This is a genomic window from Aliivibrio sifiae (assembly GCF_002954715.1).
GTDB lineage: Bacteria > Pseudomonadota > Gammaproteobacteria > Enterobacterales > Vibrionaceae > Aliivibrio > Aliivibrio sifiae.
In genome coordinates this window covers 830,228-856,430 of sequence record NZ_MSCP01000001.1, presented here as the reverse complement: position 1 = coordinate 856,430, position 26,203 = coordinate 830,228, and the positions used below count along the sequence as shown (strand labels likewise).

Here is a 26,203-nt window from a genome sequence, read left to right as displayed (position 1 = left end):
CTCGACAGCAACGGATACCATCATCGTTCATTCAGCCGATGGCACGTCTCATCAGGTGACGATTACGGTGAATGGTACCAATGATGCTGCAGTGATCATGGGAACATCGACAGGTGATGTTCATGAAGGACACACTTTCACTGCACTAGACGGTAGTATGACTGGTGGCAGTGTCGATGATCGTTCACCTGATCACATGCATGGGAATATAGGAAAATTATGGAACGATGAAATCCATACAGATGGCCACCTATCGATAGTTGATGCTGATACTGGTGAAAGCTATGCCCAAACAGGTGTTTATTATGGTTCACATGGTCGTATCATACTTCAAACTAACGGAGACTGGACCTACTATGCTTCCATCGGCCAAGATGCAACCGGCAGAACAATTGATCACTTAGGAAAAAGTGAAACACTAACCGATACAGTCACCGTTAAGTCAGCTGATGGCACCACACACGATATTGTTATCACCATTCATGGCGACAACGACCGTCCATACTGCTCTTCAAAAGTGCAACTCAACAGCGGTAAAGAAGACCTCGCGCAAACCATCACAGCCACCGAACTCTTAGCAAACACTATAGACGTGGATAGCAACGACCTAGGCAAACTCACCGTTGCGAATCTTCACGCTGATCATGGTTCTATTCTAGATAATCAAGACGGCACATACACTTTTACCCCAACCAAAGACTATAACGGTCAGGTTCATTTTAGCTATGACGTGACAGATGCGCATGGCGGAACGACTCATACAGGGGCGTCTACCACACTCACTGCTACCCCAGACAGCGCCATCATTTCAGAAGTGACAACTGACCACGTCACTGAAGATGGGTCACACAGCAGCCACAATGCAGGGGTTACAACTGATCTCGCGAATGGAAGACTACAAGTTGTGGATCCAGATAGTGGGGAGAATAAATTCCAGTACAGCCAGTTTGGTGAATCAGCAGTTCACGATCCGTTTGGTGGCATGTTACGTATTGATAGCATGGGCAATTGGGGGTACAGCGTTAATAATGCCAATTTGCAACACCTTGCTCAAGGGCAAACTGAAACCGTTATCTACCGTGTTCATAGTTATGATGGAACGGCATACGAGTTGCACATACACGTTGTTGGCACCAATGACGCGCCAACCGTTACCCAAGTTGCGCTAAGTAACGGCACTGAAGACACGCATTATCAAATGCAAGCGAGTCAGTTTGGGTTTACGGATGTTGATACCGGCGACACGCTACATTCCATCGCAATCACAGATATACCACCAGCAACACAAGGTAAGTTTGTACTCGATGGCCACGATATTACTGCGGGGCAGCACATCCCTACAGCTGACATCAGTAAGCTTCAGTTCGTCCCTGCGCAAAATTTTAATGGTGATGTTCAGTTTAAATATACTGTTAACGATGGGCATACCGACTCTACAGAGGCTACAAATACTCTTCATTTTGATGCCGTTGGGGACGTAGCAGTAATCACTGGAACGACAACGGGCGATGTCGATGAAGGGCATGGTAGCTTTGGTAATATGTCACCAGATTACGCACAACCTGGCATGGCGAAACTCGGACAATCTGCATTAACGGCTGATGGTAAGTTGGATATTGTTGACCCTGATACTGGTGAATCTCAATTTGACTCTAAAGGCGGAGCTTGGAATAACTCCTACCATGGACAATACGGACACTTATTGTTAAACACTGATGGTACTTGGCATTACGACGTGACCGTTGGCAACGTTGATTGGGTTGGTAATCGCAAAACAACAGTCGGCACAACCATTGATGAACTGGGTGAGAATCAAACACTGACCGACACCATCACCATATATTCTAAAGATGGTACAGCTCACGACATAGTAATTACCATTCATGGCGATAACGATAGACCTTATATCAGTTCTGAAGTCACACTTGCCACAGGAACAGAAGATACCGCGCAAACGTTAACCACTGCCGATTTACTTACTAATACTGTTGATGTAGATGCCAATGATGTCGGCAAACTTAGCATTGAAAATTTAGTTTCAGATCATGGGTCGCTCTTAGATAACAAAGACGGTACATTCACGTTCACACCAGAGAAAGACTACAACGGTACTGTTCATTTTAGTTATGATGTCAAAGATGCCCATGGTGGTGTTACGCATACAGGGGCAACAACGACACTCGTTGCGGTACAAGACAATGCAATTATTAGTGGTGTTGATACCGGCAGTGTGACTGAAAACACGGCAGGCAAAGATATGTCGCCTGATCATGCCCAGCCTGGAATGAGCCATTTAACGGGGGCGATGTTATATGCTGATGGCAAACTTTCCATTTCAGATCCGGATGCGGGAGAAAACGAATTCGATACCAACCAAGTAGGGTCTCAGGGCTACACCTATCATGGCAGTTATGGCCAGCTTATATTAAACGCGGATGGCAGTTGGCATTATAATGTAAATGCTGGCAGTCAAAACAATGGTGTAATGCCAGGTACTGTAGGTACTGCAATTGATAAATTAGGCGATGGAGAATCGCTTACCGATACCATAACTATACGCGCGAAAGATGGAACAACCCATGATATTGTCATTACAATTCATGGTAGTAACGACCGCCCATATTGCTCATCAGAAGTACAGCTTCACTCAGGTAAAGAAGATACAGCGCAAACGCTAACCACTGCAGATCTACTTGCTAATACCGTCGATGTTGACGCCAATGATGCCAGTCAATTAAGCATTGCTAATTTAGTTTCAGATCATGGTGTTGTTATTGATAATAAAGACGGGACTTTTACATTCAATCCAGACAAAGACTATAACGGACAAGTACATTTCACTTATGACGTGAAAGATACTCATGGTGGTATGACTCATACTGGGGCCACTACCACATTAGCAGCAGTCAATGATGCCGCTTTATTTTCAGTAGACGATACAGGCTCAGTAAAAGAAGATGTCCACGTTCAAGGTGACTCTCAACATACCGTGGCAGTATCAGGAGTGTTAATTGTTTCCGACCCTGACGCAGGGGAAAGTGAATTCGTTGCCAACCGAAATGTACATGCGGTGAGTGACCCATTTGGAGGTGATTTAAGTATTGGCCGAGCCGGCGACTGGACTTACTCGGTTTCGAACAACAATTTAAATAGGCTTGCTGAAGGCGAAAAACATAAAGTCACATATGAAGTGGTTTCTCGCGGAGGAGATAAACACCAAATAGTCATAACCGTCGTTGGTACCAATGATGACCCTATCCTATCCGTTACCCAAACCACCCCGACAACGGGAACCCTCACTGAAACCGATGTTGACGTTAAAGATACACATACTTTCTCTGTCGTCAGTTCAACAGGGCAATTTGGTTCAATCTCTGTCGATCCGGATTCAGGTGCCTATGTGTACACTGCAAACTCTTCGGTTGCAGGGATGGCTTATAACAAAGCAACGCACACCTATCACGGAACCGATGTTTTTGAAGTAAAGGTGGCTGACAATCATGGTGGCGAATCATCGATGTTCATAACTTTTGATACCAATGGTCATATTTCAGTTGTACCTGGACAACAACCAACGATCTCAACAACGGTGCCTGTTAATCCGCTGATTACTACAACTCAACCGAGCTTACCTACTGGAACAAACACACCACCAAGTAATGCAGTAACCCTAGATCTAGCCGCATCTAGTGATACTGGTATATCAGATACCGATAACGTCACCAAAGAAACCACACCAACCATCACGGGACATACGGATATCCCTTATTCACAAGTCACGGTCTATGATGGTTCAACACTCGTTGGACACGCGGTGTCTGATGCATCTGGACAATATAGTGTTACGGTAAACAGCTTATCGGACGGCGATCATAATCTATCCGCCAAAGCATTGGCTCCTTCGTCAGTGCTACCGGCTGCCTCTTCGCTCCTTTCCGTCCATATAGATACACAAGTGCACGTCGGTATTCAGACCGATCCTATAACCGCTGATAATGTGATTAACGCCCAAGAATCCAATTCATCCGTTGATGTCACTGGATCCGTTTCTGGTGATTTCAATGTCGGTGACATTGTTACTTTGAACGTCAATGGAGCACAACATACTGGCGCTGTAGACTCACAAGGACACTATTCCATTGCCGTTCCTGGTAGCGAGTTAACTGCAGATGCTGACCAAAAAATTGAAGCGTCAATCGCGGTAACAGATAGCGCAGGTAACAGCGCTCACGCCACCACAGATGTTGTTTATCAAGTCGACACTCAGGTTAGCCTCCCTACTATTACTTTTGAAAACGCAGGATCCGACAACTTATACAGCAAAACTGAAATTGCTCACGGACACCCAAATACTATCACAGCAACAATTACGCCTCCTGGTGACGCAAAAATTGGCGAGCACCTTGTCGTTAATGGACAAGACCATGTATTAAATGCTCACAGCCTACAGCATGGGTTACAAATTGAAGTTCGTCCAGGTTCTCAAGTACAGGCGACCATGACTGACGAACACGGAAATACCGCAGGTAGCCAAGGTTTTTCTGCAAGTGCCATACCTGAGCCAATCGTGGTCAAGCCGCCGTCAGGAAGCCATCAAGTGTCTGCCACGCTTGGCGCACCGCCACTACTTCCGTCTTTAACCCCAGTTCCCACCACACAACACGGTTGGCGGATCCATTTACCAAATGGGCAGTATGTGACCAGTCATCATGGGCAATATGGAACACTAACCATTAATCCTCAAACCGGTGATTTACATTATCAAGAACAAGCAAATGTTCACACAGGGCCACATGGTAGTGCTTCTGGCATTGGACAGCATGAAGATAAGTTCGAAGTTGCCTTACAAGGTACGAATCAAGATGAAGTAGTCGCGCATGTCAACATTCAGATACTAAGTCACGGCCCGGGTAATAGCGGTAAACTAAATATTGGTACCGAGGTGGTTGATATGACGATCACACCTATAGCACATGCTTCACACCCAGCTCCGCCACCTCAAGTTCAACATGATCAACCAGATTTTAGTAATGAGCATATTAGTGAGTTGTCATTCTCGGTTGACTTAGATGAACACTTATCTGGAGCCTCCGCCTATTTAGATGCTTTAGGTATCACGCCAGAACCAAAAAACACGGAGCATAATGATCACCACACTCCTACAGACTTAGATATTGTATTAGCACATGATAATACTGATATAACAGATGACCACTCATCACACATCGATTTATCTGATGCAATGGAGCACCACAATCAAGACCATAACCACAATAAACAAGAGGATGAAAACCACCATCATCACAATGACATTGATGGTTTGCCTGATATTGACCCTAATACCTAAAAATAACGAAGTTGGATCTAAAAAGGAACGCAATTTAGCGTTCCTTTTTTATTGTTGACTAGTATTACAACTATCTATTCAGAATCATAATTAACGCTCACCAAAGGCCCGACTGACATTGGTGTAAATCGGTTTCCATAAATACTGGAAGACACTTTTTTCACCCGTTGTAATATCCACCTCACCCGTCATTCCTGGCAATAAAGAAAAAGCGTCAGGATTATCGCGAAAATACGACTTTTCAATAGAAACCGTAACTTCGTAATAAATATCTCCTCTTTCATTTTTACTAGTCGTTGGCGATATTTTTTCAATCTCTCCCTTTAATGCACCAAAGCGACTGTAATCAAACGCATCTACTTTAATTCGTGCGGGTTGACCAATAGAAACAAAACCAATATCACGGGGAGATAAACGCGCTTTAAAGCTTGCTTTACCCTCTACAGGAACGATTTCTGCAATCGTGCCTCCAGGGACAATAACGCCGCCATTTTGAGTTGATGGGATACTTTGAACCAATCCTTTTACTGGCGATTTAACTACGGTATCTAATACTTTTTCTTTACCAGAACGAATACGTGCTCTTAATCCACTTAAATCCGCTTCTGCTTTAGAACGCTCAATATTAGCCTGAACTCTGGCCTCTGCCCCTATCTGTTTTAACTGAGCGCCCACGGTTTCCGCTTTACGCTTCAACACATTCTCTTGGTTCTTTGCTTGTTGGATCTCTTTTTCGATCGAAGCCAATTTTTGCTTCATCTCTAAAACTCTTAACTTGGAGATATTCCCTGCTTTCTGCCCTTTAATCAATATGTCTAATTCTTGTTTAGTCGCATTTAATTGACGTTGATAAACGGGTAACTCAGTTTGTAATCCTTCCAATTCTGCCGCGACTTGAGCTTGCTCTTTAATCACAGTACTTCGCTTTTGAAAAAACAATTCCTTCTCTGCGGCAAGTTGTTTTAACTGCTGCGAAACCTGTCGAGGGTAAAAATCAGCGTATTGTGAGAAATCAGGGTCACGTATTTCTACCAATGAATTTAAACGCTCAATCGTTAATTCTAGCGCTGCTCTTTGTGCATTCAACTCATCTAATGCGGTATTCTGAAATTTAGAATCAAACTCAACTAATGTTTGACCTTTTTCAACTAACTCACCTTCAGAAACCAAAATTGATTTAAGCCGCCCACCCGTTTCACTTTGAATGATTTGGCGATCCCCTTCAGGAATAACAGCACCTTTAGCTTTGGCAATCTCATCAACTTTAGTGAATACCGACCATGCTATAAATAAAACTAAACAAACGGCAATAAAATAAGTACTCAATGACAATAAACGAGCCGTCACTCTTGATTCAACAACATCCACATTTTGCTTGTTCATAGAGAGGCCTCCGTTGCTATCTCTGTATTTGAATTATCTGGTAACGGTCCTGCGTATACGAGTGAGCCGCTATCAAGAATGATCACTTGATCTGCTAATTTAATTAATTCAGGATCATGTGATGAAAACACAATTGTCGATCTTCCTTTACGTTGAGATATCCATAGTTGAAACAAGTCACGCGAAGCGGTATCCATGACCGGATTATCCAATAAATAAAACGGATACTCATGAAGATACAATTTTGCTTGCGACAACACTTTAGCTTCATACCCTGATAAAGCATGAGAAATACTCGCCACAATCGATTCATTCAGTTGAGTATCTAAACCACAAGATAACGTATCAAACCATGCTTTCCCCCCAACCTGCTCAATCGCATCAATAATAAGATCATCAGTAAGGTTTCGATTATCACTAACAAACTCTCGAATGGTTAATAATAAAAGCTCAGGCTTTGCCGAGTAATACCCCAGCCATTGACGGTATATTTGAGGATCGTATTGCGATAAATTATGCCCATTCACCTTAATTACCCCACTCTGTGGTTGGTTTAATCCCGCAAGTAATTCTAACAACGCCGTTTTTCCACTAGCCATGGGCCCAGTAATGACGACCACCTGCCCTGGTTCTATTTTCAGTGAAATTCCAGAGAGCGCAGGCTTCATTTGTTGAGGGAAACGTAGCGTAATTTGTTCCAATTCAATGCTCGGCTTCTCCGACGATAAAGAGTGATGCTGAAATGAGAAGTCACCTTCTATTTTTTGACTAATCGATTGATTAATTTGTAACCTAGCTTGCTTGATTTGCGTAAAACGAGAGCCACTATTCGCAAGCATTTGGGCTGGTCCTGTCACGCGAGAGATCAACATCATGGTTGCGATCAATCCCCCTGCCGTCATTGCTTGATTAAAGATAAGATCAATACCAAGAGCGATTACCGCCAATGTACTAAGCAAACCTAAAGCATAATAAATCGAGGTATACTTGGCTTGATGACTACTGTGAAAAAAACTATTTTTGGCAGCTAATACATTGGCTTTCTCGAATCGTTTTATCCAAAACTCACTCATGTTTGCGCTACGTAAAAAAGCCAATTTACTATTTAATTCAAATAATAAAGAATAACGATTAGTTCCAGATATCGTTGTTTGATGAGATGTCCTCATCAGCTTTTTTTGACTGTGATGAGCTAACCCGTAATAGCAAATAAGTGAAAAAATAGGCACAAGAACTAGCCATCCTCCTAAAAAACCAATAGCAATAATAAAAAGGAGAACAAAAGGAAGGTCAAACAATGATCCTCCAAGAGGACCTTGAAGTAATCCCTTAAAACTCTCCGCCGTCGTTAACCGTGACATTAATGCTGACGATGACAACGAACGATTCACCAACAATGAAGAACTAAATATTCGGTATAGCACCCTTTCAGAGATCTCTCGGCTAATACGATTTGAAATGGTGGTTAACAATTGGCTTCGTATAACTTTTAATAACAGCATCATCATGAATAACAATGCAGCCCCAATTGCAATACCTACAAGTTCATGACCGGCATCTCCACCAATGACATGATCATAAATAGACATAGTAATAAAAGGGATTGCCAACGCAAACACATTAGCAAAGAAGCTAATACACAGTAGCATCGGTAATAATGACTTAAATTTATCTATCCGTTCGCCAACCCAATCTGTGGAATTTTTCTCTCTAGGTTGTTCATGAATAAGAACGACAAGAGATGAGATAGCGTAACGGGGTAATGAGTCACTTTCAAATTCACCTTGTTGGTAGGTTTGAAAATCATTTAATAAAAATCGACAAACTTCAATGTCATCATCCGTAATATACAATGCCGCTAAATGCGATTTTGAAGCAAGCTTTTTAGTATAAGGGTGCACTGTATATGCAATACCTAATCGATCCAATAATGTAAAAACATCATCCATACTTTCAAGTCGATTTGATGCTATCCACTCCTGACTAAAAGCATGAACATTGGTATTAACATCCATCGCCATCAATAAATTAATGACCTGAGATTGATAATTCTTATCCATTAACCTTCTCCTTGTAATGGTATAAGCTCTGCTTGCGTTTTTGCTAACTCAACTAAGAGCGGATGATCAGTATTTAAAATAATGGTTTTTCCATTACTTGATAAAATTGAAAGAACTTTTGCTAACCGAGTTACTGATTCAATATCTAACGCAATTTCTGGTTTATCTAAAAATAACAACGGCACCGGCTTTGCTAGTTGACAGACTAGAGAAACCAATTTCACACCACCTTGACTTAATTGCTCACCTAACTGAAAACCCACTTTAGTTTCTAAACCGTTAGGCAATTCTGAAATAACCTTATCTAAACCAAGCGCCTTAATTAATGGCAATACCTCTTTTACCTGATTAACGTTAAATCCCGTTAAGTTATCTAAAAGCGAACCAGAAATAAGTATAGGGCGGCTTGTCACAAACGCAGTTTGATTTCTATAATCATAATAATCACTAGTGGATACTTGATTATTCCAAAGTAGTTGCCCTTCTGTTTTGGCCTCTAATCCAGATAGATTAATCACCAATTGACTGAGTAGATCGGTATCTCCTCCATGGAAGGTAACAATGTCGCCTTTATTTACAGAAAGCCTTAATTGGTGACGAAAACCAAAACGTTCAATGCAGTAATTCTTGGCTGTTAAAGATTCAAATACAGGCAGTTTTTCCGATGTTACTGCTTCTTTTGAGGCTATATTCTGAAATAAATCTTTTACTGAATTATTGGCAACTTGAAACGAGCTGTATTTTAAACGTAATCCCACCAATGCACTCATTGGGGCAACCGCTCGACCAGATAAGATAGAACACGCGGCTAATCCTCCGGTAGTTAATTCACCAGATAATACCGACAAACTGCCAATAATAACCATGACAACAGAGGTTCCCAACGCGGCAATTTGGATGCATTCTTGTGCGATAGCCGTATTACGCTCTGATTCTGCTATAGATAGCCATCGATTTTGGTTTAATTCCTTAAAGTATTGAAATGTTCGTGATTCTGCCGCTTGTTTTTTTACCCCTTCAAGCATCGTAAAAACAATAACTAAGAAATTCATCCGACTGATTTCATTTCCTGCTGCAGTCTTAGCATGCTGATATGATTTATTCGAAAACAAACAAACAAACACTGCCGCAATAATCCAAACAACAATAGGAATAAGAACAAGTTCCCCTCCCACATAAGCAACTAGTGAAAGGAAAATAAGCACAAAGGGCACATCAATTAGCCCACTCAGTAAACCGCCGGAATAGAACTCTTTAATTGAAGAGATCCCCTTCAACCCTTCCTGAAGATGGCCAGGCTTTAAACTCAATAATTGCTTAGCAGGCAGTTCAGTAAGTTGATGTAAAATATAAGAATACATCTTTGTTTCTGTATTTATTGAGGCGGCGGCTAATATCCAAGAACGTACGAAGCGAAGAAAAGCATCTATTAAAATAGCAATACTAGCACCACTAAGAAGCAGTACCGCAGTACCATAACTTTGATTTGGTAAAATTCGATCGTAAATTTGCAGAACAACGAGAGGAATTGATAACGATAAGATATTAATAAGCAACGATGAAGGTAAAACCCGCAGCATTGTTCTTTTTTGATTAGAGCGGTAAGAAGACAACAAATCCATTTATAGTCACCCAATAATAATTATGCATAAATCAAGTCTTGGACAAGAATCATTAATTATCAAGTAAATAATTGGTTTTATTGTTTTTATGCACTAGGTTAAAGGTTAGATATCACATATTTTTGCGAGGGTGCAATGAAACGGATTTCATTAAAAACGTACTTATTCATTATTTTTGCGACTATTTTCATCCTATTTTCAGCTCATTTATATACAAATATAAAAAGCGCCGTCACGAAACTATCAAGCGAACATATATCTGACGTTGCCGAACTTCACCAGCAAATTATCAGTAATAATGTAAACTTCACCATATATCAAATAGATGCATTAGCAGAAGAGATCTCTGATATAACATCACTGGATATTCATAATATCCCACCATCATTAATCAACTTCACTTCTTCCGCTTTCTCTCACTTTCCCGCATTAACTAATGTGTATATCTATGATATTGAAAATAATGGTATTAATTTAAAAAATATCGACGGTAACATCGAAGCTACATTTGCAACCAGTTCATCATTGGAGAAAATGTGGCAAATAAACAAAACATACACCGTCAATGATGAATATCTATATTTAAGTCGTTCTGAAAATGCAAACCTCAAAATTATCTTACAAATATCAACCGTCATTTTCTTTGAAACGACAGACCATCAACTGGTTAACAAACGTAACGTTGGATTTTATCTTTACGACTATCAATTAAAAGAAATCATTTACTCTGATCATGTGCCCACTCCTTTATCTTATTCACAGCTGCAAGGCGTGTTACATAATGAGCATGAGACCGTATCTCTTGATGGTTCAACCTACACAGCTTTTGTTCACAAATTAAATCATAGGTCTCTTTATTTTGTTTCTCTCATCCCTGAGAGTGTGATTAATCAGAATTTTAATACCGTCTCTAATGATTTATTTTTGAATGTCATCGCCTACATTTTTCTCGCGATATTGATTATATTCCTATCCACATCTTACATATCAAATCGGCTAGTTACGCTCCTTAAAAATGCACAGAAAATAAATCACTTCCAATTTAATCAACAAAAAAAGCAAAATTCGATTGTTAAAGAAATTCACAATCTCAGCAGCACACTTGAAACAATGGATAAAACCATTGATGATATTTTAAAAATGGTTTTCATCATTGCAAAAAGCGGTAATTTATTTCAGTTAGGCGCGGTGGTTGATAAAAAAATACATGAAATCACGACAGGACACAGTTATCTCTATGTAACAAATAACGAGAATACATTAAGCAGTATCGAGGGTGGGAAAAAGATCCCTATCAAGAATCAAGATAAATCTTATTACTACGATGCTTCTGTCCATTACTTCAATTTACATAATGATAAGAAAAAGCTTATTGGCTGCCTACTCATTGAAGTCCCTCTTAATCATACTGTCCCTAAATACCGACTATTATTTATTGAACGTTTAGTTCAAATAATCTCAGTGTCCATTGATAAAAATAAACTTCTAGAGCAGCAAAAAGCCCTATTACTTTCTTTCACTCAATCCATTGCCTCTGCCATTGATGCAAAATCGCCTCATACTGCAGGCCATTGTCAGAGAGTGCCTGAATTAACCCTAATGTTAGCAAGATCGGCTCAAAAAAATGAAACACAGTGGAAAGAGTTTTCGCTTAGTGAACCTGAGTGGGAAGAGTTGTACCTTGCTTCTTGGCTGCACGATTGTGGGAAACTAACCACCGCAGATCATGTTATAGATAAAGCCACAAAGTTGGATATGTTTACTAACCGTATACACGAAATACGAACACGCTTTGAAGTGTTAAAAAGAGACGCAGAGATTGCTTACTTAAAAACAATTATTGAGCACAAAGAGAATACGCCAGAATTAGAGAGAGATTACCATGATACGATCGCTCAATTAGATCGTGAATTTGCTTTTATTGCTGAATCTAACCTCGGTGATGAGTTCTTTAGTGAAGATAAAATCAAACAATTGGAAGAGATTTCAAATAGGCAGTTTGTAAGAACGTTAGACAAACAACTTGGACTATCATGGGAAGAAACTCAACGTCTTTCTGATGATGAAAAAGTAACCCCCTCTGTCGAACTCATTTTACAAGATAACCGCAGCCAACAAATACCGTGGGATAAACATCACGTTGCAGATAACCGTTTCTCACTTCAACCTCACCAATTCAAATTTAACTTTGGTGAAATGTATAACTTATCAGCACAACGCGGAACGCTCACTGATGAAGAGCGTTTTTTAATTAATGATCATATTATTCAAACAATAAAAATGCTTGAAGCGCTCCCTTATCCTGAACATTTAAAGAATATTCCAATAATTGCAGGTGGGCATCATGAACAAATGTCTGGCAAAGGCTACCCTTATGCGGTTCCAGCATCAGAACTCCCTGTTACCGCAAGGATGATGGCTATTGCTGATATTTTTGAAGCGCTTACCGCCAGTGACCGCCCTTATAAAACACCTAAAACATTGTCTGAATCATTAAAAATATTGGCTTTCATGGCAAAAAATCAACATATAGATAAAGAGATATTCCAACTATTTTTAGAAGATGACGTTTACCTTGAGTACGCCCACAAATTTTTAAAACCAGAACAAATTGATGACGTTGATGTTTCGACTTACCTTACTCTTGCAAATTCATGAACAAAAAAACCGCCATTTTAAACAAATAAAATGGCGGTTTTATTTTTACGGTATCCTACGTTTATTTTTCTTTAAATCGTAAGAGACGCAATGCATTTAATGTAACTAATGCCGTTGCTCCACTATCAGCAAGAACAGCAACCCATAGGCCGGTAATACCAAACAAGCTTGTCACTAAGAATATAGATTTTAATCCTAGCGCTAGCGTAATGTTCTGGCGAATATTACTTAGCGTTGCTTTTGACAGCGCAACCATTGGTGCAAGTTCTTCTAATCGATTATGAGTTAACGCTGCATCAGCCGTTTCTAGAGCAACATCCGTTCCCCCGCCCATTGCGATACCAATAGAGGCCGTTTTCATTGCTGGCGCATCATTAATACCATCACCGACCATTGCCGTTTTTGCTTTTGCTGTTAACTGCTCAACGTATTTCACTTTGTCTGACGGTAATAAACCCGCTTTATAGTCAATATTCAGCTCTGCAGCAATCGCTTTGGCAGCACGTTCGTTATCACCCGTTAACATGATGGGTGTAATGCCGAGTGCAACTAACTTCTGAACTGCAATTTTAGCATCAGGACGTAATTCATCTCTCCACGCTAATAAACCAGATATTTGATCATTCACTAGCACTAAAACAACCGTTTTTCCTTGCTCTTCTAGAAACGCGATTTGGCTCTCGGCTTCAGAAGTAACTTCTCCATCAAATTGTTGAGGCGCATAAAGTGCGATTCGTTTTTCATCAACGGTCCCTTTTATCCCTTTACCTACAACCGTTTCACGAGCATCCGCTTCAATAACCATCAGGCCTTGTTCTTGTGCTTTTATTACTACAGCTTTTGCTAATGGATGTGACGACCCCATCTCTACCGCGGCTGATTGCAATAAGATAGTGTCTTCAGTTTCCGTCTCAACAAGCACTCGAATATCAGTGAGAACTGGCTTACCTTGCGTTAAGGTACCTGTCTTATCAAACGCGATATTTTTAATATGTCCTAGCTCTTCTAATGCTGCGCCACCTTTAATTAACGCCCCTCTTTTAGCTGCCGTTGCCAAACCAGAGGTAATGGCTGCGGGTGTAGATATCACCAACGCACACGGACAAGCGATAAGTAGCATTGCTAAACCACGGTAAATCCACGTATCCCATGATTGACCAAACATCAATGGTGGAATAATAATAACGAGCAGTGATAACAGCATCATTGCTGGTGTGTACCAACGGCTGAATTTATCAAGAAAACGCTCTAACGGTGCTTTACGGGATTCCGCTTCTTCAATCAAATGTAAGATACGATCAATCGCGTTTTCACCTTGAGCTGACGTTATCTCGATTTCAATCACACGGTCATTAACAATCGACCCTGCCATTAATACATCACCCGTCTTTTTATCAACAGGAACAGACTCTCCCGTTAAGGCGCTTTCATCAAAAGAAGCAAACTCTGACGCTAATATTGCATCGGCAGCTAAACGATCACCTGGAGAAACTTGAACTCTGTCTCCTACTTTCAGATCGGAAGCCGCAACCTCTTCTTTAGTGCCATCTTTATTGATGCGTAGCGCTGTATCTGGCACTAAGTCCATTAACGCTTTCACGCCACTACGAGCTTTCGCTGACGCATAGCCTTCTAATTGTTCACCTAACATAAACAATAAGATAACCATGGCGGCTTCAACCGTTTCACCTAAATACACAGCACCAATAGCGGCAACTGTCATTAACGTTTCTATCGAAAATGGAGAGCCATTGATCGCTAAACGAATCGCTTTTTTACCAATTGGAATAAGGCCAAATAAACCAGCAACCGTAAATGCAATGGTCCCGAGTTCTTTGTTAACTAAATTAATACCTGTCGCAATGACTAAAAAGGCAACAAGGATGATCAATAAAATATTTTTACGCCAAAATGGTTGTGCATCACTTTCTGATGCGTTTTTTGACCCCATGTCAGATAATGGAAAACCCGTGGTTTTCGCGACACTAATTACTCGCTCAAACGCCGCTTCGTTATTGGTTCTTACCGTCAGTTTCTCTGTTGCAAAGATAACGTTAGCGTCCGTCACTTCTGGAATGGCAAGAATCGCTTTTTTTAATTTAGCAGCACAACTTGGGCAGTCCATGTCAGCAATCAGCCAACTGCGAGAAAAAGTACTTTTTGCAGGAATGGTAACTGAGGGGTCTGAATCTCCAGGATCCGAACCACAACAAGAATCACTGTCACTTGACTTATCAACTGAGCTACAGCAATCAGACACTGCCGATTCCGCTTTAATGCTTGTGATTTGTGGTGCGGCACAACATGAGCTTGAAGGGTTATGTTTGTGATCATGATTGTGTTGCTTGGTGTTGAGACCGAATGTTTTATGAGTGGTACACATGAGATTATCCTTTCTATTGTTAGGTATTAATTTATTTTCTAGAATAACTATAGACCTTAGAGCTAACTCCAAGGTCAAGAGTAATTTTATTCAGATATAAAAAAAGACACCGAAGTGCCTTTTTAAAAAGAGAGATGAGAAAAGGTTAAACTGGATGTTTAAAACATTGACCAATCGACTCACTGATCGCTTGCAATACATTACGTCGAGTAATGATACCTACTAACTTTCCATTTTCTACTACTGGATAAATCTTAGGTTTATTTTCAGTCATCGTTTGTGCTAAGTCGACAATCGCATCTTCTGGTGTCACCGTTAATACTTCTTTCTTCATAACATCACTAACAAGATGTGTATCTTGACAGTGGTAACTAACACCAAGCAGTGACTTAATTAAATCTTGCTCTGAAATAAAGCCAATCACTTCTTTCTGCTCATTCACTACCGGACCACCGATATGCTGCGAAGTAATAAATTGATCTAAAGCCGCTGCTAATGACATATCCGCTGTCAAATAAAGAGGTCGTGCACTCATGTATTGTTTTACTTTTTTATTTTCCATCATAGCCCCCTAACGTGCTATCAATCAGTTTTGATAGGTTAAGTGTGGACCATTTTTGAAAAAATGCGAAATCACTCTTTCCTATCTCTGTGATGGATGAAACCTATTAAGAAAAAAAGAAGGTAAATTTATGAACTACCTAACAATACATCAATTAATATTTTCTTATTTTGCTCAACAGAAGACATCACATTTTCATAACCCGCCGTATTATGGGTTCTTTCCATTCTGTGTATCACCGCTAAACATTGTTTAATGTTCTCTGGTGCCTTCATTAAGTTCTTCCCCTTTAACGTTAAAGTAAGAAGCATATAATTCAAGTCTGATGAGTATGGGTATGTTTGACCAATTTTAGTCAGTTGCGCGCTATTATCATCCGCTGACTTTTGAGCTCTTAGCCATTGATAAACTTTATTCAGCTTTTGGAAATGAGTCATTGATTGCTGTAGCAATAACGGCGCGCTTTTTTTCAAGCCTGCCTGATCAAAAACTTTATACAAAGCAACGCATAACTTAACTTCACCAGCCATGGCTAAAACACCGAAGGTCGCTACTCTAAATTCATCAGAAGCGACTTTACGTTCAGATAAGAAACGATGATAGCAAGTCGCAGCAATTGCTTTTGCTTTGTAACGCTTCCCTTGCTTAAACAACTGACGTGCAATGAATATATTAATATAACCTTGCAGTTCATCACGCTTATCCATTGATATGCGTTTTTTCAAAGTCATTATCAATTGCCCAAAGAAACGTCGATATTGCTCTTTATTCAAACTCATTTTTGATTTATAAACAATATCAGCAATATCCATAACCATTTTATTTAAGGTCACTGGACTGATCCCAATATGATAAAAACGTTTCATCACCATATTATGTAATAACGCTGATTTGTTATTTTCAATAATAAAAGTTAAGTAAGTATAAAAAGCATTATCATCTTTTGGGTTATTCTCATACGCATTGGATAGCGAAGATTGAACCTTGCTTGGTTGCTTTGCTTCTACATAAATATCAGCCAACATTAAATTAGCTTGGAACAAATATTTTTTCGAACGCAATAGTAGCTCAAGTACTGGTATTGCTTTAGGTTTTTCTACAATTTGACAATATGCCATCAAGTTTTGTGGCATAATTTCACTTTTATCATGTCGTTGGTATACTTTTTTAAACGTTAGAAAATCTTTTGCTTTAAATAACTCTTCTAACGTCATATTAAGTAACATACGGTTTTTGTAAGTACCTGGGTATGTTTGGGCTCGTTTAATAAATGCCGATTGTGAACCTTTTACCTCTCCAATTAATTTCTCAATCAATAGCGTAAGGTTAAAAGATTTTTTAATTAATTCATCTATATAGCCAAAGTTAATTGGACTATTTACAATAAAATCAGGAAAGAGTTCTCTCGCGTTAATATCATCAACTTGAGAGTCATCGTTATCGATATCAACGATGAAAATAGGACGTTTACCAAATTTAGCTTTCTCGCGCGCACGAATCACGATATCACGAATCACTTCATGCTCAGCATAGTGATATTCGATAAAATAGTAGTCATAAACAGGCAGATCTGATGCTTTCATGCTGACATTGAAACTATCAGCACTTTTAAATCCAGCTTTTTGAAAAAATTGACGGATCTGAGTACTACGTTCTCGTTTTTCTGTAAAAACCAAAACATTCATTTGTGGAATACGTCTAATAAGTTCAGTACTGCTCATTTATATTATAACTCTAGTAAAAACAACAAACACAATATACCAACCTGTAAAAATTAGCAGGATTTTATTTTAACAAACCTTAAACACTTGGTTTGCATTTATATTATTACAGGTAATTCGCGCTACTTTATCATAAAGTAACGCGAGATTAGATCATTATATGTTGGTCAGTAGCGCTTGTAATGGATGCTTTAATTGCTTTCCTTCAAATCGCTTTACCTGACTCCGGCATGAATAACCTGTAATCAAGCAACGTTCCGTGTCTGTATTGGCTAGATTCCCTTTCCAACTTAATTCATAAATTGCTTTTGATGACTCTAGCTTGTCTGCCTCATGTCCATACGTACCAGCCATACCACAACATCCAACAGGAACGGTATTTAATATCAGTCCAAAATGACGAAAAATCTCCCCCCATTCTTTTTCTGCATTTGGTAATTTCGTTTTCTCGGTGCAATGGGCAAATAATTGCCAAGCTCTCTTATCAAATATTGTCGCTTTTACAAACGATGACAATTGAGGATAAAGCCACTCATGGACCGTTAAAACGGTAAAGTCCCCTCGTTTATCTGCCAAGATTTCATTATATTCGTCTCGATAACAAAGAACTAAAGCAGGATCTACGCCAACCATTGGAATATCTAACTCTGCAAGTCGATTTAAAAACTCACTGCTTGTTTTCGCTGTTGTCGTAAATTGCTTTAAAAAACCTTTAATATGTTGCGCTTTACCATTTGGCTTAAATGGCAACAATACTGGTTTTAGGCCTAATCGTTGGATCAATTCAATAAAGTCACTCACCACTTCGGCGTCATAATAACTAGTGAAAGGATCTTGAACAATCATTACATGCTTCTTACGTTCATTTTCGGAAAGTTCTGTCAGGTTTTCGAGATTAAATGTCGAAATTTCTTTACTTTTACAACGTTCTTTTAGCGTCGGAACCGAAAGCAATGGCATATCAACATAACCTAACGTCTTCTTCGTTAAACTCTGAGTAAATGATTGCTTCAATACACCATTAATAATTTTCGGTGCCTTAGCCATTATTGGTAACATCGTCTCAATATTAGCAACCATGTAATCTTTCATTGGACGTTGGTAGCGACTGTGATAAATATTTAAGAATCGCGCACGAAAACTTGGTACATCGACTTTTATGGGGCACTGGCTTGCACATGCTTTGCATGCTAAACATCCCATCATCGCTTCATGTACTTCATGTGAGTAATCGTATTCTTTCTCTTTATTTATTCGATTACGAATACGGTCAATAATTTGCTTTATTGATGGACGTTTAGTTAACAGATCTTGCTCTAGTGCAACAGGATCAACCCCTTGCTCAGCTAATTGACGTAACCATTCACGAACAAGACCTGCTCGGCCTTTTGGTGAGTGGCGACGATCTGCCGTCACTTTCATCGATGGACACATTGGAGAACTCGTTTCATAATTAAAACAAAGCCCATTGCCATTACATTCCATTGCTTGATTAAAGCTATCTCTCACTTCAATTGGGATTAGACGATCATAATATCCACGTTTTGTGTCACTTACTTTTACTAGCTCATCGCTACTTTCTAATGGAGTACAAATTTTCCCTGGATTCATTTTGTTATGGGGATCAAATGCACCTTTTACTCGTCGTAATTCAACGAATAATTCCTCCCCAAAAAATTCAGGACCATATTCAGAACGGAAGCCTTTACCATGCTCCCCCCACATTAGACCGCCATATTTTGACACCAAAGCAACCACTTGGTCAGAAATAGTATGCATCAACGTTTCTTGTATTGGATCGCACATATCTAAAGCAGGACGAACATGTAGGACACCTGCATCAACGTGGCCAAACATACCGTAATTTAATTGATGTGAATCTAATAACTGTCTAAATTCTTGAATAAAATCAGCTAGATTTTCAGGAGGTACGCAAGTATCTTCAGCAAAAGCAACTGGCTTCGCAGCCCCTTTAGTCGCACCTAATAATCCCACCGCTTTTTTACGCATGGTATAAATACGACCAATACTTGCCACATCTTTAATGATTTGATACCCAATAATACCCGCCTCCTCAGCCTGCATTAAAGCATCGAGCTTAACGATGAGTTCTGATACCTGTTGTTCAACCAATTCAGGTTCTGTACCAGCAAACTCGACCATATTTAGCCCAAGCATGTCTTTATCTGGTACATCTGTAATCAAATCACTTACGCTGTGCCAAACAATGTCTTGCTTTGCAAAATTAAGTACTCTTGAATCAATAGTTTCTACAGAAAGCGCATTTGCTTGTACCATAAATGGCGCATTTCTTAATGCAGCATCAAAAGTGTCGTATTTTACATTAATCAATGTTCTGGCTTTAGGAATTGGCGTAATATTAACTTTCGCCTCAGTAAGAAAAGCCAACGAACCTTCGGCACCACATAGCACTCGAGTAATATCGAATTGGTCAGTTTCTGTATTTAATGCGTTTTTTAAGTCATACCCCGTTAGAAAACGGTTTAATGGGGGGAATTTCTCTTCTATTTTTTGACGGTTTTGACGACAAACTGCAGCGGTAATATCTAAAACAGAACGTACCGATTCTGATTGCTCATCATAAGATAGTTCTGTATTTAAATTCGAACCATTAGCAAGTACAGCAGTAACGCCTAATACGTGATCAGACGTTTTCCCATATTTTAATGAACCTTGCCCAGATGCATCAGTATTAATCATGCCACCAATGGTGGCGCGATTACTGGTAGATAAATCAGGTGAGAAAAAATAACCATGCGGACGAAGTGCATCGTTTAATTGATCTTTTACTAACCCAGTTTGTACTCTAGCCCAACCTTGTTCCGTATTAATTTCAATAACTTGATTCATATAACGAGATAAATCGACAACAATACCTTCAGTTAAAGATTGTCCATTTGTACCAGTACCTCCACCACGTGGGGAAAACGTAACTGTTTTATATTTATCTTGATTGGCCAGTAAAGCCAGGCACTCTACGTCTTTTGTATTTTTTGGTAATAACACCGCTTGTGGTAATTGTTGATAAACACTGTTATCTGTCGCAACAGCTAGACGACTTGAATACGTCGTTTCTATATCACCACTGAAATCACTTTCTTTTAATTCTTCTAGATAATCAACTACCATTGGGGCGATAGTTGATTGGAATGGTAATACTGGTAACATTGCTCCCTGCTCCTTTAATCGCTGTTCCTCAGCGTCATAATGTTGTTCTAAACACACTTTACAACATCTCGCATGGATAAAACATCTCGCCTATGCTATATCCGGTAAATAATCGCAATTTTACGGCTCAATGAATAAATTACTTACGTACTTTTTAAACGTTAAAGAACGTTGCTAAGTACGATATAAAACAAACAGCAAGATAATATTTCACCTTAAGGGCGATGGCATATATTTTGCTTAGTATTATTTATACCGCCGGACACCTTATTAGAGAAAGTTATGAAACCAGCAATTAGAAAGAACAAGACAAAAATCATTACCACTGACGATATTCTATTAATACTATGTCGTTCAATGTCAGGTGTATTAAGTAAAGCAACGCAAAGTTCAGTTAACTATTCTGCTATGGTGCAAAAAATCTCGAAAACGAGTCTAAAACCTGATTTTGGTTGCTTTGTTCTGTTTGATGGTGGTTTTTCTGGTTTGGTTGTTACTAATTTTACTAAAGATGCAGCCTTAGAGCTTTACACTAAATACATGAACAATATGGGCATGCCGGAAGAAGAGTTAGCAATCTTGCATACGTCTGATGAAGTGGGCGATGTATTGGGTGAGTTAATGAATCAAATCGTTGGTGACTTTACAGGGCAAATCCGTAAAACATTACAAACGACGATTTCTCAAAATCAACCAAAAATGCTCGCTTTAAACAAGCAAGTGATACTTTCTGTTGATACAAACCTAGATCGCCCACAAGCTCGTCGTGTTACTTTTACAACAGAAAAAAATAATATTTTCTATCTTGAGCTTGCGATGGATAAAACAGAATTTATTCAACTCGAAGAATTTGAGCAAGAAGAAGAGTTCGATGCCGATGACTTATTTGAGCAACATAAATCAGGAAATTCTCAGCAATCGACATCAAAGGAACCATCATCTCAAGATGTTGATGATTCATTATTCGATGAATTAGGTATTTAATTCCAAAAATATAAGACAGCCAATAACCAATATTGACTGTCTTATTTATTATTAATGTGTATTTAATGAAATATCAGTAATACTGGAACATCTTTTGGATTTCTTTATAGTTTTCAGTTTCAGTTAACGACAACATTAATAAAATACGAGCTTTCTGAGGATTCAATGTTCCTGATGCCACAAAGCCATATTTAGCATCATCAATTTCAGCATCAAGTGTCGTTGAACCAGATCCTGTACGGGCACTACGAACCACGACAACGCCTTCTTTGCTTGCTTTAGCTAACTCATCAAATACGGTGTGGTAGATATTACCATTACCCACACCCGCACTAACAATACCATCGAATTTTGCGTCAAGCATTGCTGTAACTGGTAACGCAGAAGCATTCGCGTAGTTATATACAATACCTACTTTAGGTAACGTTTTTAACTTAGATACATCAAACTCAGCTTCTGTTGTATGCTTACGTTCAGGACTACGCTGATACTGAACATCACCATTATGAATATAACCTAGAGGTCCAAAATTTGGTGACTGAAATGTATTTACAGATGTTGTGTTGGTTTTGGTTACGTCACGAGCATCAAACACCGTGTCGTTCATTGCAACTAATACACCACGACCCGAAGAATCTTTATCTGTTGCAGCTACAACAGCATTGTATAAATTGACAGGACCATCAGCACTCATTGCCGTCGATGGGCGCATTGCACCAACCAAAATTACCGGTTTATCACTCTTAACAGTAAGGTCCAAGAAGTAAGCCGTCTCTTCCATGGTGTCAGTTCCATGTGTAATAACCACACCATCAACATCATCTTGTGCTAATAATTCATTCACACGCTTTGATAATGTTAACCACACCTCATCATTCATATCTTGCGAACCGATACTAACAACCTGCTCACCACTAATATCAGCAATTTTAGTCATTTGAGGTACAGCATGAATTAAAGAATCGACCCCGACTTTACCAGACGTATAACTAGAACCAGTTGCTGATTGACCTGCACCTGCAATCGTACCACCAGTTGCTAATATCTTAATATTTGGTAGGTCGTCTGCAAAGCTAATCGAACTAAAGCAAAGGCCAGAAAGCAGCATACCTAATGCAATGGCATTCTTTTTCATGTTTGTACTCCATTATGAAAATAATTAATTACACAACAAAACGTAAACTTATACATTGTGATTTAATTAATCATATTTACTTTTAAATAATGTGTCGTGATAGCAATCACAACTATCATTCAATGCATCGCAACATTAGATTTAATATATGACAATCAACAATTTAAAAACAAATATTCAATATTAGGATCATTAAATAACACAGTAATCACATACTTATTTTTATCATCCAACACTTCATTACCTTTCGAACTTTGCGTCTTATCATTGCATTGTATTTCTTTCAAAATATGAAAGAGACAGGTAAAATAGTTGCCCCGTAAAAAGTAAGGTAAATCTATGTCATCTGCAAAGCAAAAGGCTCTAAAAAAGATCGCTAAATGTCTTGAACTTGGTAATTCCGCGAATGTGAATGAAGCCGCTCAAGCCATTAGAATGGCGCATCGCCTTATGCTTAAGTATGGTCTTGAAAAAGATGATATTGAGTTTATCAAGATGGGGAAAACACAAAGCACCCATCTCCTTCCAGCAAGCGTAGGAAGTAATATTCTAAAAATCATTCGTGGTATCAATACACGCTTTGGGGTTGAAGCCGTATTATTAAATCACAAAGGATTAAAAAAAGTTGAGTTTATCGGCTCTGCAGATCGCGCTATTTTTGCCGCTTTTGCGTTTGATATTGTTTATCGAGAAATGAATGAACAAACTGGGCAGTTTAAGAACAGTTTTGCGGGATCAGGGACTGGACAACTTGAAGTAACAAAGCGTGTGAACTCTTTCTTAGCAGGTTGGATTGAAGGGGCTCTTGAAAAGCTTCCAGTCATTGCTCCTGACGATGAATCAGCAAATAAGATTAATGATTATATTGATAAAGAATTTAAAAATATTGACCGAGAAACATTTAAGCAACAGTTAAGAGAAGCAATGGCTAATATTACTGCTGATTATGAAAAGGGATTAAAGAAAGGCCGTACTCTTTCTGTAAACCGACCAGTTGCTGGTGCTCAAGCACCGAAACGCTTAAGGTAACAAATTGATAACAAATAAAGTAAAATCAATCTTAATTTGATTTAAATCAAACATAACTCCAGTATTGCACGATACATTAAATTTGTTAACAAAATGTATCAAGGAGCGATTTGTGACTTTATTAAGAAACCCGAAATGTTATACCGATGTTTGTATTGATGGAAAGTGGTACCACTATGATCACTGTGGTACTACTGTTTACATGCTAAAAGGCGGAGCTTCTGCTGAATTTAATCTTGGTTCAGAGCCCCTTACTGAAGGTGAATTGATTGACCAAATTAAACAACTCACTGCTTTCTAAATCCTTTATTCAATTTCAATTTCGAACGCATCATGACAACAGCTGATCACCTGTAATAAATAACCTGTTTTATTGTTGTTTATTGCAGATTGATTAATGTTTAGCAACATACTCCCTGAACTTATATTCAGTAGCTCAGATTCTACTTCCGTCGCTGGAAACACACCAATTTTCACGCATAAATTCTGACACTCTGAAAGATATTTATCTTTTAAAATAGAAACGACATCAATATCTTCATCCATTTTTGCTAATGATGGAAATAAAGCTTCTGGTAGATATTGATATTGAACGGCAACTTTCCTTCCTTCTATTATAACTAAGCGACTAAACATCAATACATATGAAAAAGGAGGCAGGCCTAAACGCTCTGCAACCATCTTTGGTGCCAATATGCGTTTTGAATCAATTCGTTCCGTAGTGTAACCTCGGTTGTATTGTTTACATACCTTCAAAATATCTAATTCTTGGGCAGGATTAAATATTAACGCTTCCTTTGATACGAACCATCCTCGACGTTCTTCCTTATACAGTTTCCCTGCAAGCGCGAGGTAATTCAATGCCTCTCGTAATGTAATGCGAGTTGTTGAAAAAGATTCAGCAAGTACTCTTTCTGAGGGCAGTTTGTGCCCAGGCTCCAACATGCCACTTTCAATCTGCTCTGCAATCGCATCTTTTATAGTCAAATACTGCATCAATATTCCTTACAGTGTCTGTACATATATATCATTAGAAAGATAAGCTTGTAATTGAGAGTTAGAGATTAAGTGCCCCTTTTTAATTAAAATAGTCACTCTTATCTGTTCTTTATCAGCTTGTTCTAAATAATCAGCAATTTCTTGCTCTGACTGAACGGTAATACGTTCAGCATCACGGCGGCATAACTCTACAAACTCTAGAGGACAATCATTAAAATAAATAACCCACTCAGCTTGCTGCATTAAACGTAATGATTTTAATGTAAGCATCTCTGTTTCTTGATGATACTCAATCCAGTTACGTTCAGAACTTACCTTAATCTCATTTGATAAATAACGTGTAAATGCATGTTCAAGTTCGTTTCGTGTCATTAACGTTTCGATTTCTGGCGAGCGCAAAAAAAGTTCCCAAAACTTTCGACGTTCATCGACGGTAGCAAAGCGTTGTTTTACCACGTTTCTTTTATCTGCACAAAAATCAGCCAGCATTGCGATCTTAGTCGATAACTGTGTTTCTAATTGCTCACGAATAATACGAATTAGCACAGGTGAAGAGCCACCACTTGAAATAGCGACTTGAACTCGTCCACGATTAACCATTGATGGAGTGATAAAATCACAATGAGCAGTATCATCAACAACATTAACTAATATGCCTGCGTCATGAGCATCTTTATATACTTGGTGATTTAACTCTGAGTTATCCGTTGTTGCCCATACTTGAACATACTTACTATCTAACAAATTACGATGATAAAAACCTTTATGATAGGTAATTTTATCTTCTTCAACATAGCGTGCTAAATACGATTTAATTGAGGGTGCAATAACGGTAATATCTGCGTCCGCTTGCAATAACATGTCTATTTTACGACAAGCCACTTCCCCACCACCAACCACTAATACTGGTCGTTTTTGAATATCCATAAAAATGGGAAAATATCTCATTACATCCTCACTGAGTCTTTTATTTAATATCAATAATATACCTTGCTTCGACTCATTAAGGTAGAGGTTGTCGCGCCCAAAGATAAATTGCGACTTAACATATTCACAAAATATATTAATTAACAATTATTTAACAACAAAGAACATCAGACCAGATCTGTAGAACTATTTTTTATAAATAAA

General features: G+C 38.9%; 15 protein-coding genes. 5 read left to right on the top strand and 10 right to left on the bottom strand.

Annotated elements, in window-relative coordinates; genetic code table 11:
* Positions 1–5,347 (top strand): VCBS domain-containing protein (locus BTO23_RS03835; protein WP_146107789.1); only part of this gene is annotated, 5,347 nt, incomplete at its 5' end.
* 90 nt (positions 5,348–5,437) lie between these two features.
* On the opposite strand, the gene BTO23_RS03830 is transcribed toward BTO23_RS03835, so the two are convergent.
* Genes BTO23_RS03830 through BTO23_RS03820 form a run of 3 tightly spaced genes read right to left on the bottom strand, consistent with a single transcriptional unit; the run spans position 5,438 to position 10,412 of the window.
* The gene (locus tag BTO23_RS03830; protein ID WP_105062980.1) at positions 5,438–6,730 is read right to left on the bottom strand and encodes an HlyD family type I secretion periplasmic adaptor subunit; all 1,293 of its coding nucleotides are present in this window, start codon (positions 6,728–6,730) and stop codon (positions 5,438–5,440) included.
* On the bottom strand, positions 6,727–8,790 hold the full coding sequence (locus BTO23_RS03825; RefSeq protein ID WP_105062979.1) for an ABC transporter transmembrane domain-containing protein: 2,064 nt from the start codon (positions 8,788–8,790) through the stop codon (positions 6,727–6,729). Before BTO23_RS03825 ends, BTO23_RS03830 begins: the two co-directional genes overlap by 4 nt.
* Positions 8,790–10,412 carry an ABC transporter transmembrane domain-containing protein gene (locus BTO23_RS03820; protein ID WP_105062978.1) on the bottom strand — a complete coding sequence of 541 codons (1,623 nt, stop codon included), beginning with the start codon at positions 10,410–10,412 and terminating at the stop codon, positions 8,790–8,792. The genes BTO23_RS03825 and BTO23_RS03820 overlap by 1 nt, the downstream gene beginning before the upstream one ends.
* Before the next feature lie 135 nt (positions 10,413–10,547).
* On the opposite strand from BTO23_RS03820, the gene BTO23_RS03815 reads away from it, so the two are divergent.
* On the top strand, positions 10,548–13,070 hold the full coding sequence (locus BTO23_RS03815) for an HD-GYP domain-containing protein (protein WP_105062977.1): 2,523 nt from the start codon (positions 10,548–10,550) through the stop codon (positions 13,068–13,070).
* A gap of 61 nt (positions 13,071–13,131) precedes the next feature.
* Here BTO23_RS03815 and BTO23_RS03810 read toward each other — a convergent pair whose 3' ends face one another.
* The 4 genes from BTO23_RS03810 to ydiJ form a co-directional block, all read right to left on the bottom strand.
* Positions 13,132–15,453, bottom strand: a complete 2,322-nt coding sequence (locus tag BTO23_RS03810; protein ID WP_105062976.1) for a zinc/cadmium/mercury/lead-transporting ATPase — start codon at positions 15,451–15,453, stop codon at positions 13,132–13,134.
* A gap of 145 nt (positions 15,454–15,598) precedes the next feature.
* Positions 15,599–16,015 (bottom strand): CBS domain-containing protein, encoded by a 417-nt coding sequence (locus tag BTO23_RS03805; RefSeq protein ID WP_060991241.1) that lies wholly within the window; start codon positions 16,013–16,015, stop codon positions 15,599–15,601.
* 128 nt (positions 16,016–16,143) lie between these two features.
* On the bottom strand, positions 16,144–17,736 hold the full coding sequence (locus BTO23_RS03800) for a hypothetical protein (RefSeq protein WP_061002715.1): 1,593 nt from the start codon (positions 17,734–17,736) through the stop codon (positions 16,144–16,146).
* 156 nt (positions 17,737–17,892) lie between these two features.
* A complete protein-coding gene (ydiJ, locus tag BTO23_RS03795; RefSeq protein ID WP_105062975.1) occupies positions 17,893–20,925 on the bottom strand; it encodes a D-2-hydroxyglutarate dehydrogenase YdiJ in 3,033 nt (1,010 codons plus the stop codon).
* Between the two features lie 282 nt (positions 20,926–21,207).
* Here ydiJ and BTO23_RS03790 point away from each other — a divergent pair, with 282 nt between their 5' ends.
* Positions 21,208–21,909 (top strand): DUF3334 family protein, encoded by a 702-nt coding sequence (locus BTO23_RS03790; protein ID WP_060991244.1) that lies wholly within the window; start codon positions 21,208–21,210, stop codon positions 21,907–21,909.
* Positions 21,910–21,982: 73 nt separating this feature from the next.
* Here the strand turns inward: BTO23_RS03790 and ansB are convergent, their stop codons facing one another.
* Positions 21,983–23,044, bottom strand: a complete 1,062-nt coding sequence (ansB, locus tag BTO23_RS03785; RefSeq protein ID WP_060991245.1) for an L-asparaginase 2 — start codon at positions 23,042–23,044, stop codon at positions 21,983–21,985.
* 339 nt (positions 23,045–23,383) lie between these two features.
* On the opposite strand from ansB, the gene BTO23_RS03780 reads away from it, so the two are divergent.
* Together BTO23_RS03780 and BTO23_RS03775 are read left to right on the top strand one after the other, a co-directional pair.
* Positions 23,384–24,073, top strand: coding sequence for a DUF2786 domain-containing protein (locus BTO23_RS03780; protein ID WP_105062974.1), 690 nt, complete (start codon positions 23,384–23,386; stop codon positions 24,071–24,073).
* Positions 24,074–24,185: 112 nt separating this feature from the next.
* Positions 24,186–24,374, top strand: a complete 189-nt coding sequence (locus BTO23_RS03775; protein WP_060991247.1) for a hypothetical protein — start codon at positions 24,186–24,188, stop codon at positions 24,372–24,374.
* A gap of 5 nt (positions 24,375–24,379) precedes the next feature.
* On the opposite strand, the gene BTO23_RS03770 is transcribed toward BTO23_RS03775, so the two are convergent.
* On the bottom strand, positions 24,380–25,069 hold the full coding sequence (locus tag BTO23_RS03770; protein WP_060991248.1) for a UTRA domain-containing protein: 690 nt from the start codon (positions 25,067–25,069) through the stop codon (positions 24,380–24,382).
* Between the two features lie 9 nt (positions 25,070–25,078).
* A complete protein-coding gene (locus BTO23_RS03765) occupies positions 25,079–26,020 on the bottom strand; it encodes a precorrin-2 dehydrogenase/sirohydrochlorin ferrochelatase family protein (protein ID WP_105062973.1) in 942 nt (313 codons plus the stop codon).
* Between the last annotated feature and the right edge of the window lie 183 nt (positions 26,021–26,203).

What these genes read in the sequence shown, in the direction of transcription:
- BTO23_RS03830 (WP_105062980.1), bottom strand. Translation starts at nt 6,730, where the DNA reads ATGAACAAGCAAAATGTGGATGTTGTTGAATCAAGAGTGACGGCTCGT.
- BTO23_RS03825 (WP_105062979.1), bottom strand. Translation starts at nt 8,790, where the DNA reads ATGGATAAGAATTATCAATCTCAGGTCATTAATTTATTGATGGCGATG.
- BTO23_RS03820 (WP_105062978.1), bottom strand. Translation starts at nt 10,412, where the DNA reads ATGGATTTGTTGTCTTCTTACCGCTCTAATCAAAAAAGAACAATGCTG.
- BTO23_RS03815 (WP_105062977.1), top strand. Translation starts at nt 10,548, where the DNA reads ATGAAACGGATTTCATTAAAAACGTACTTATTCATTATTTTTGCGACT.
- BTO23_RS03810 (WP_105062976.1), bottom strand. Translation starts at nt 15,453, where the DNA reads ATGTGTACCACTCATAAAACATTCGGTCTCAACACCAAGCAACACAAT.
- BTO23_RS03805 (WP_060991241.1), bottom strand. Translation starts at nt 16,015, where the DNA reads ATGGAAAATAAAAAAGTAAAACAATACATGAGTGCACGACCTCTTTAT.
- BTO23_RS03800 (WP_061002715.1), bottom strand. Translation starts at nt 17,736, where the DNA reads ATGAGCAGTACTGAACTTATTAGACGTATTCCACAAATGAATGTTTTG.
- ydiJ (WP_105062975.1), bottom strand. Translation starts at nt 20,925, where the DNA reads ATGTTACCAGTATTACCATTCCAATCAACTATCGCCCCAATGGTAGTT.
- BTO23_RS03790 (WP_060991244.1), top strand. Translation starts at nt 21,208, where the DNA reads ATGAAACCAGCAATTAGAAAGAACAAGACAAAAATCATTACCACTGAC.
- ansB (WP_060991245.1), bottom strand. Translation starts at nt 23,044, where the DNA reads ATGAAAAAGAATGCCATTGCATTAGGTATGCTGCTTTCTGGCCTTTGC.
- BTO23_RS03780 (WP_105062974.1), top strand. Translation starts at nt 23,384, where the DNA reads ATGTCATCTGCAAAGCAAAAGGCTCTAAAAAAGATCGCTAAATGTCTT.
- BTO23_RS03770 (WP_060991248.1), bottom strand. Translation starts at nt 25,069, where the DNA reads ATGCAGTATTTGACTATAAAAGATGCGATTGCAGAGCAGATTGAAAGT.
- BTO23_RS03765 (WP_105062973.1), bottom strand. Translation starts at nt 26,020, where the DNA reads ATGAGATATTTTCCCATTTTTATGGATATTCAAAAACGACCAGTATTA.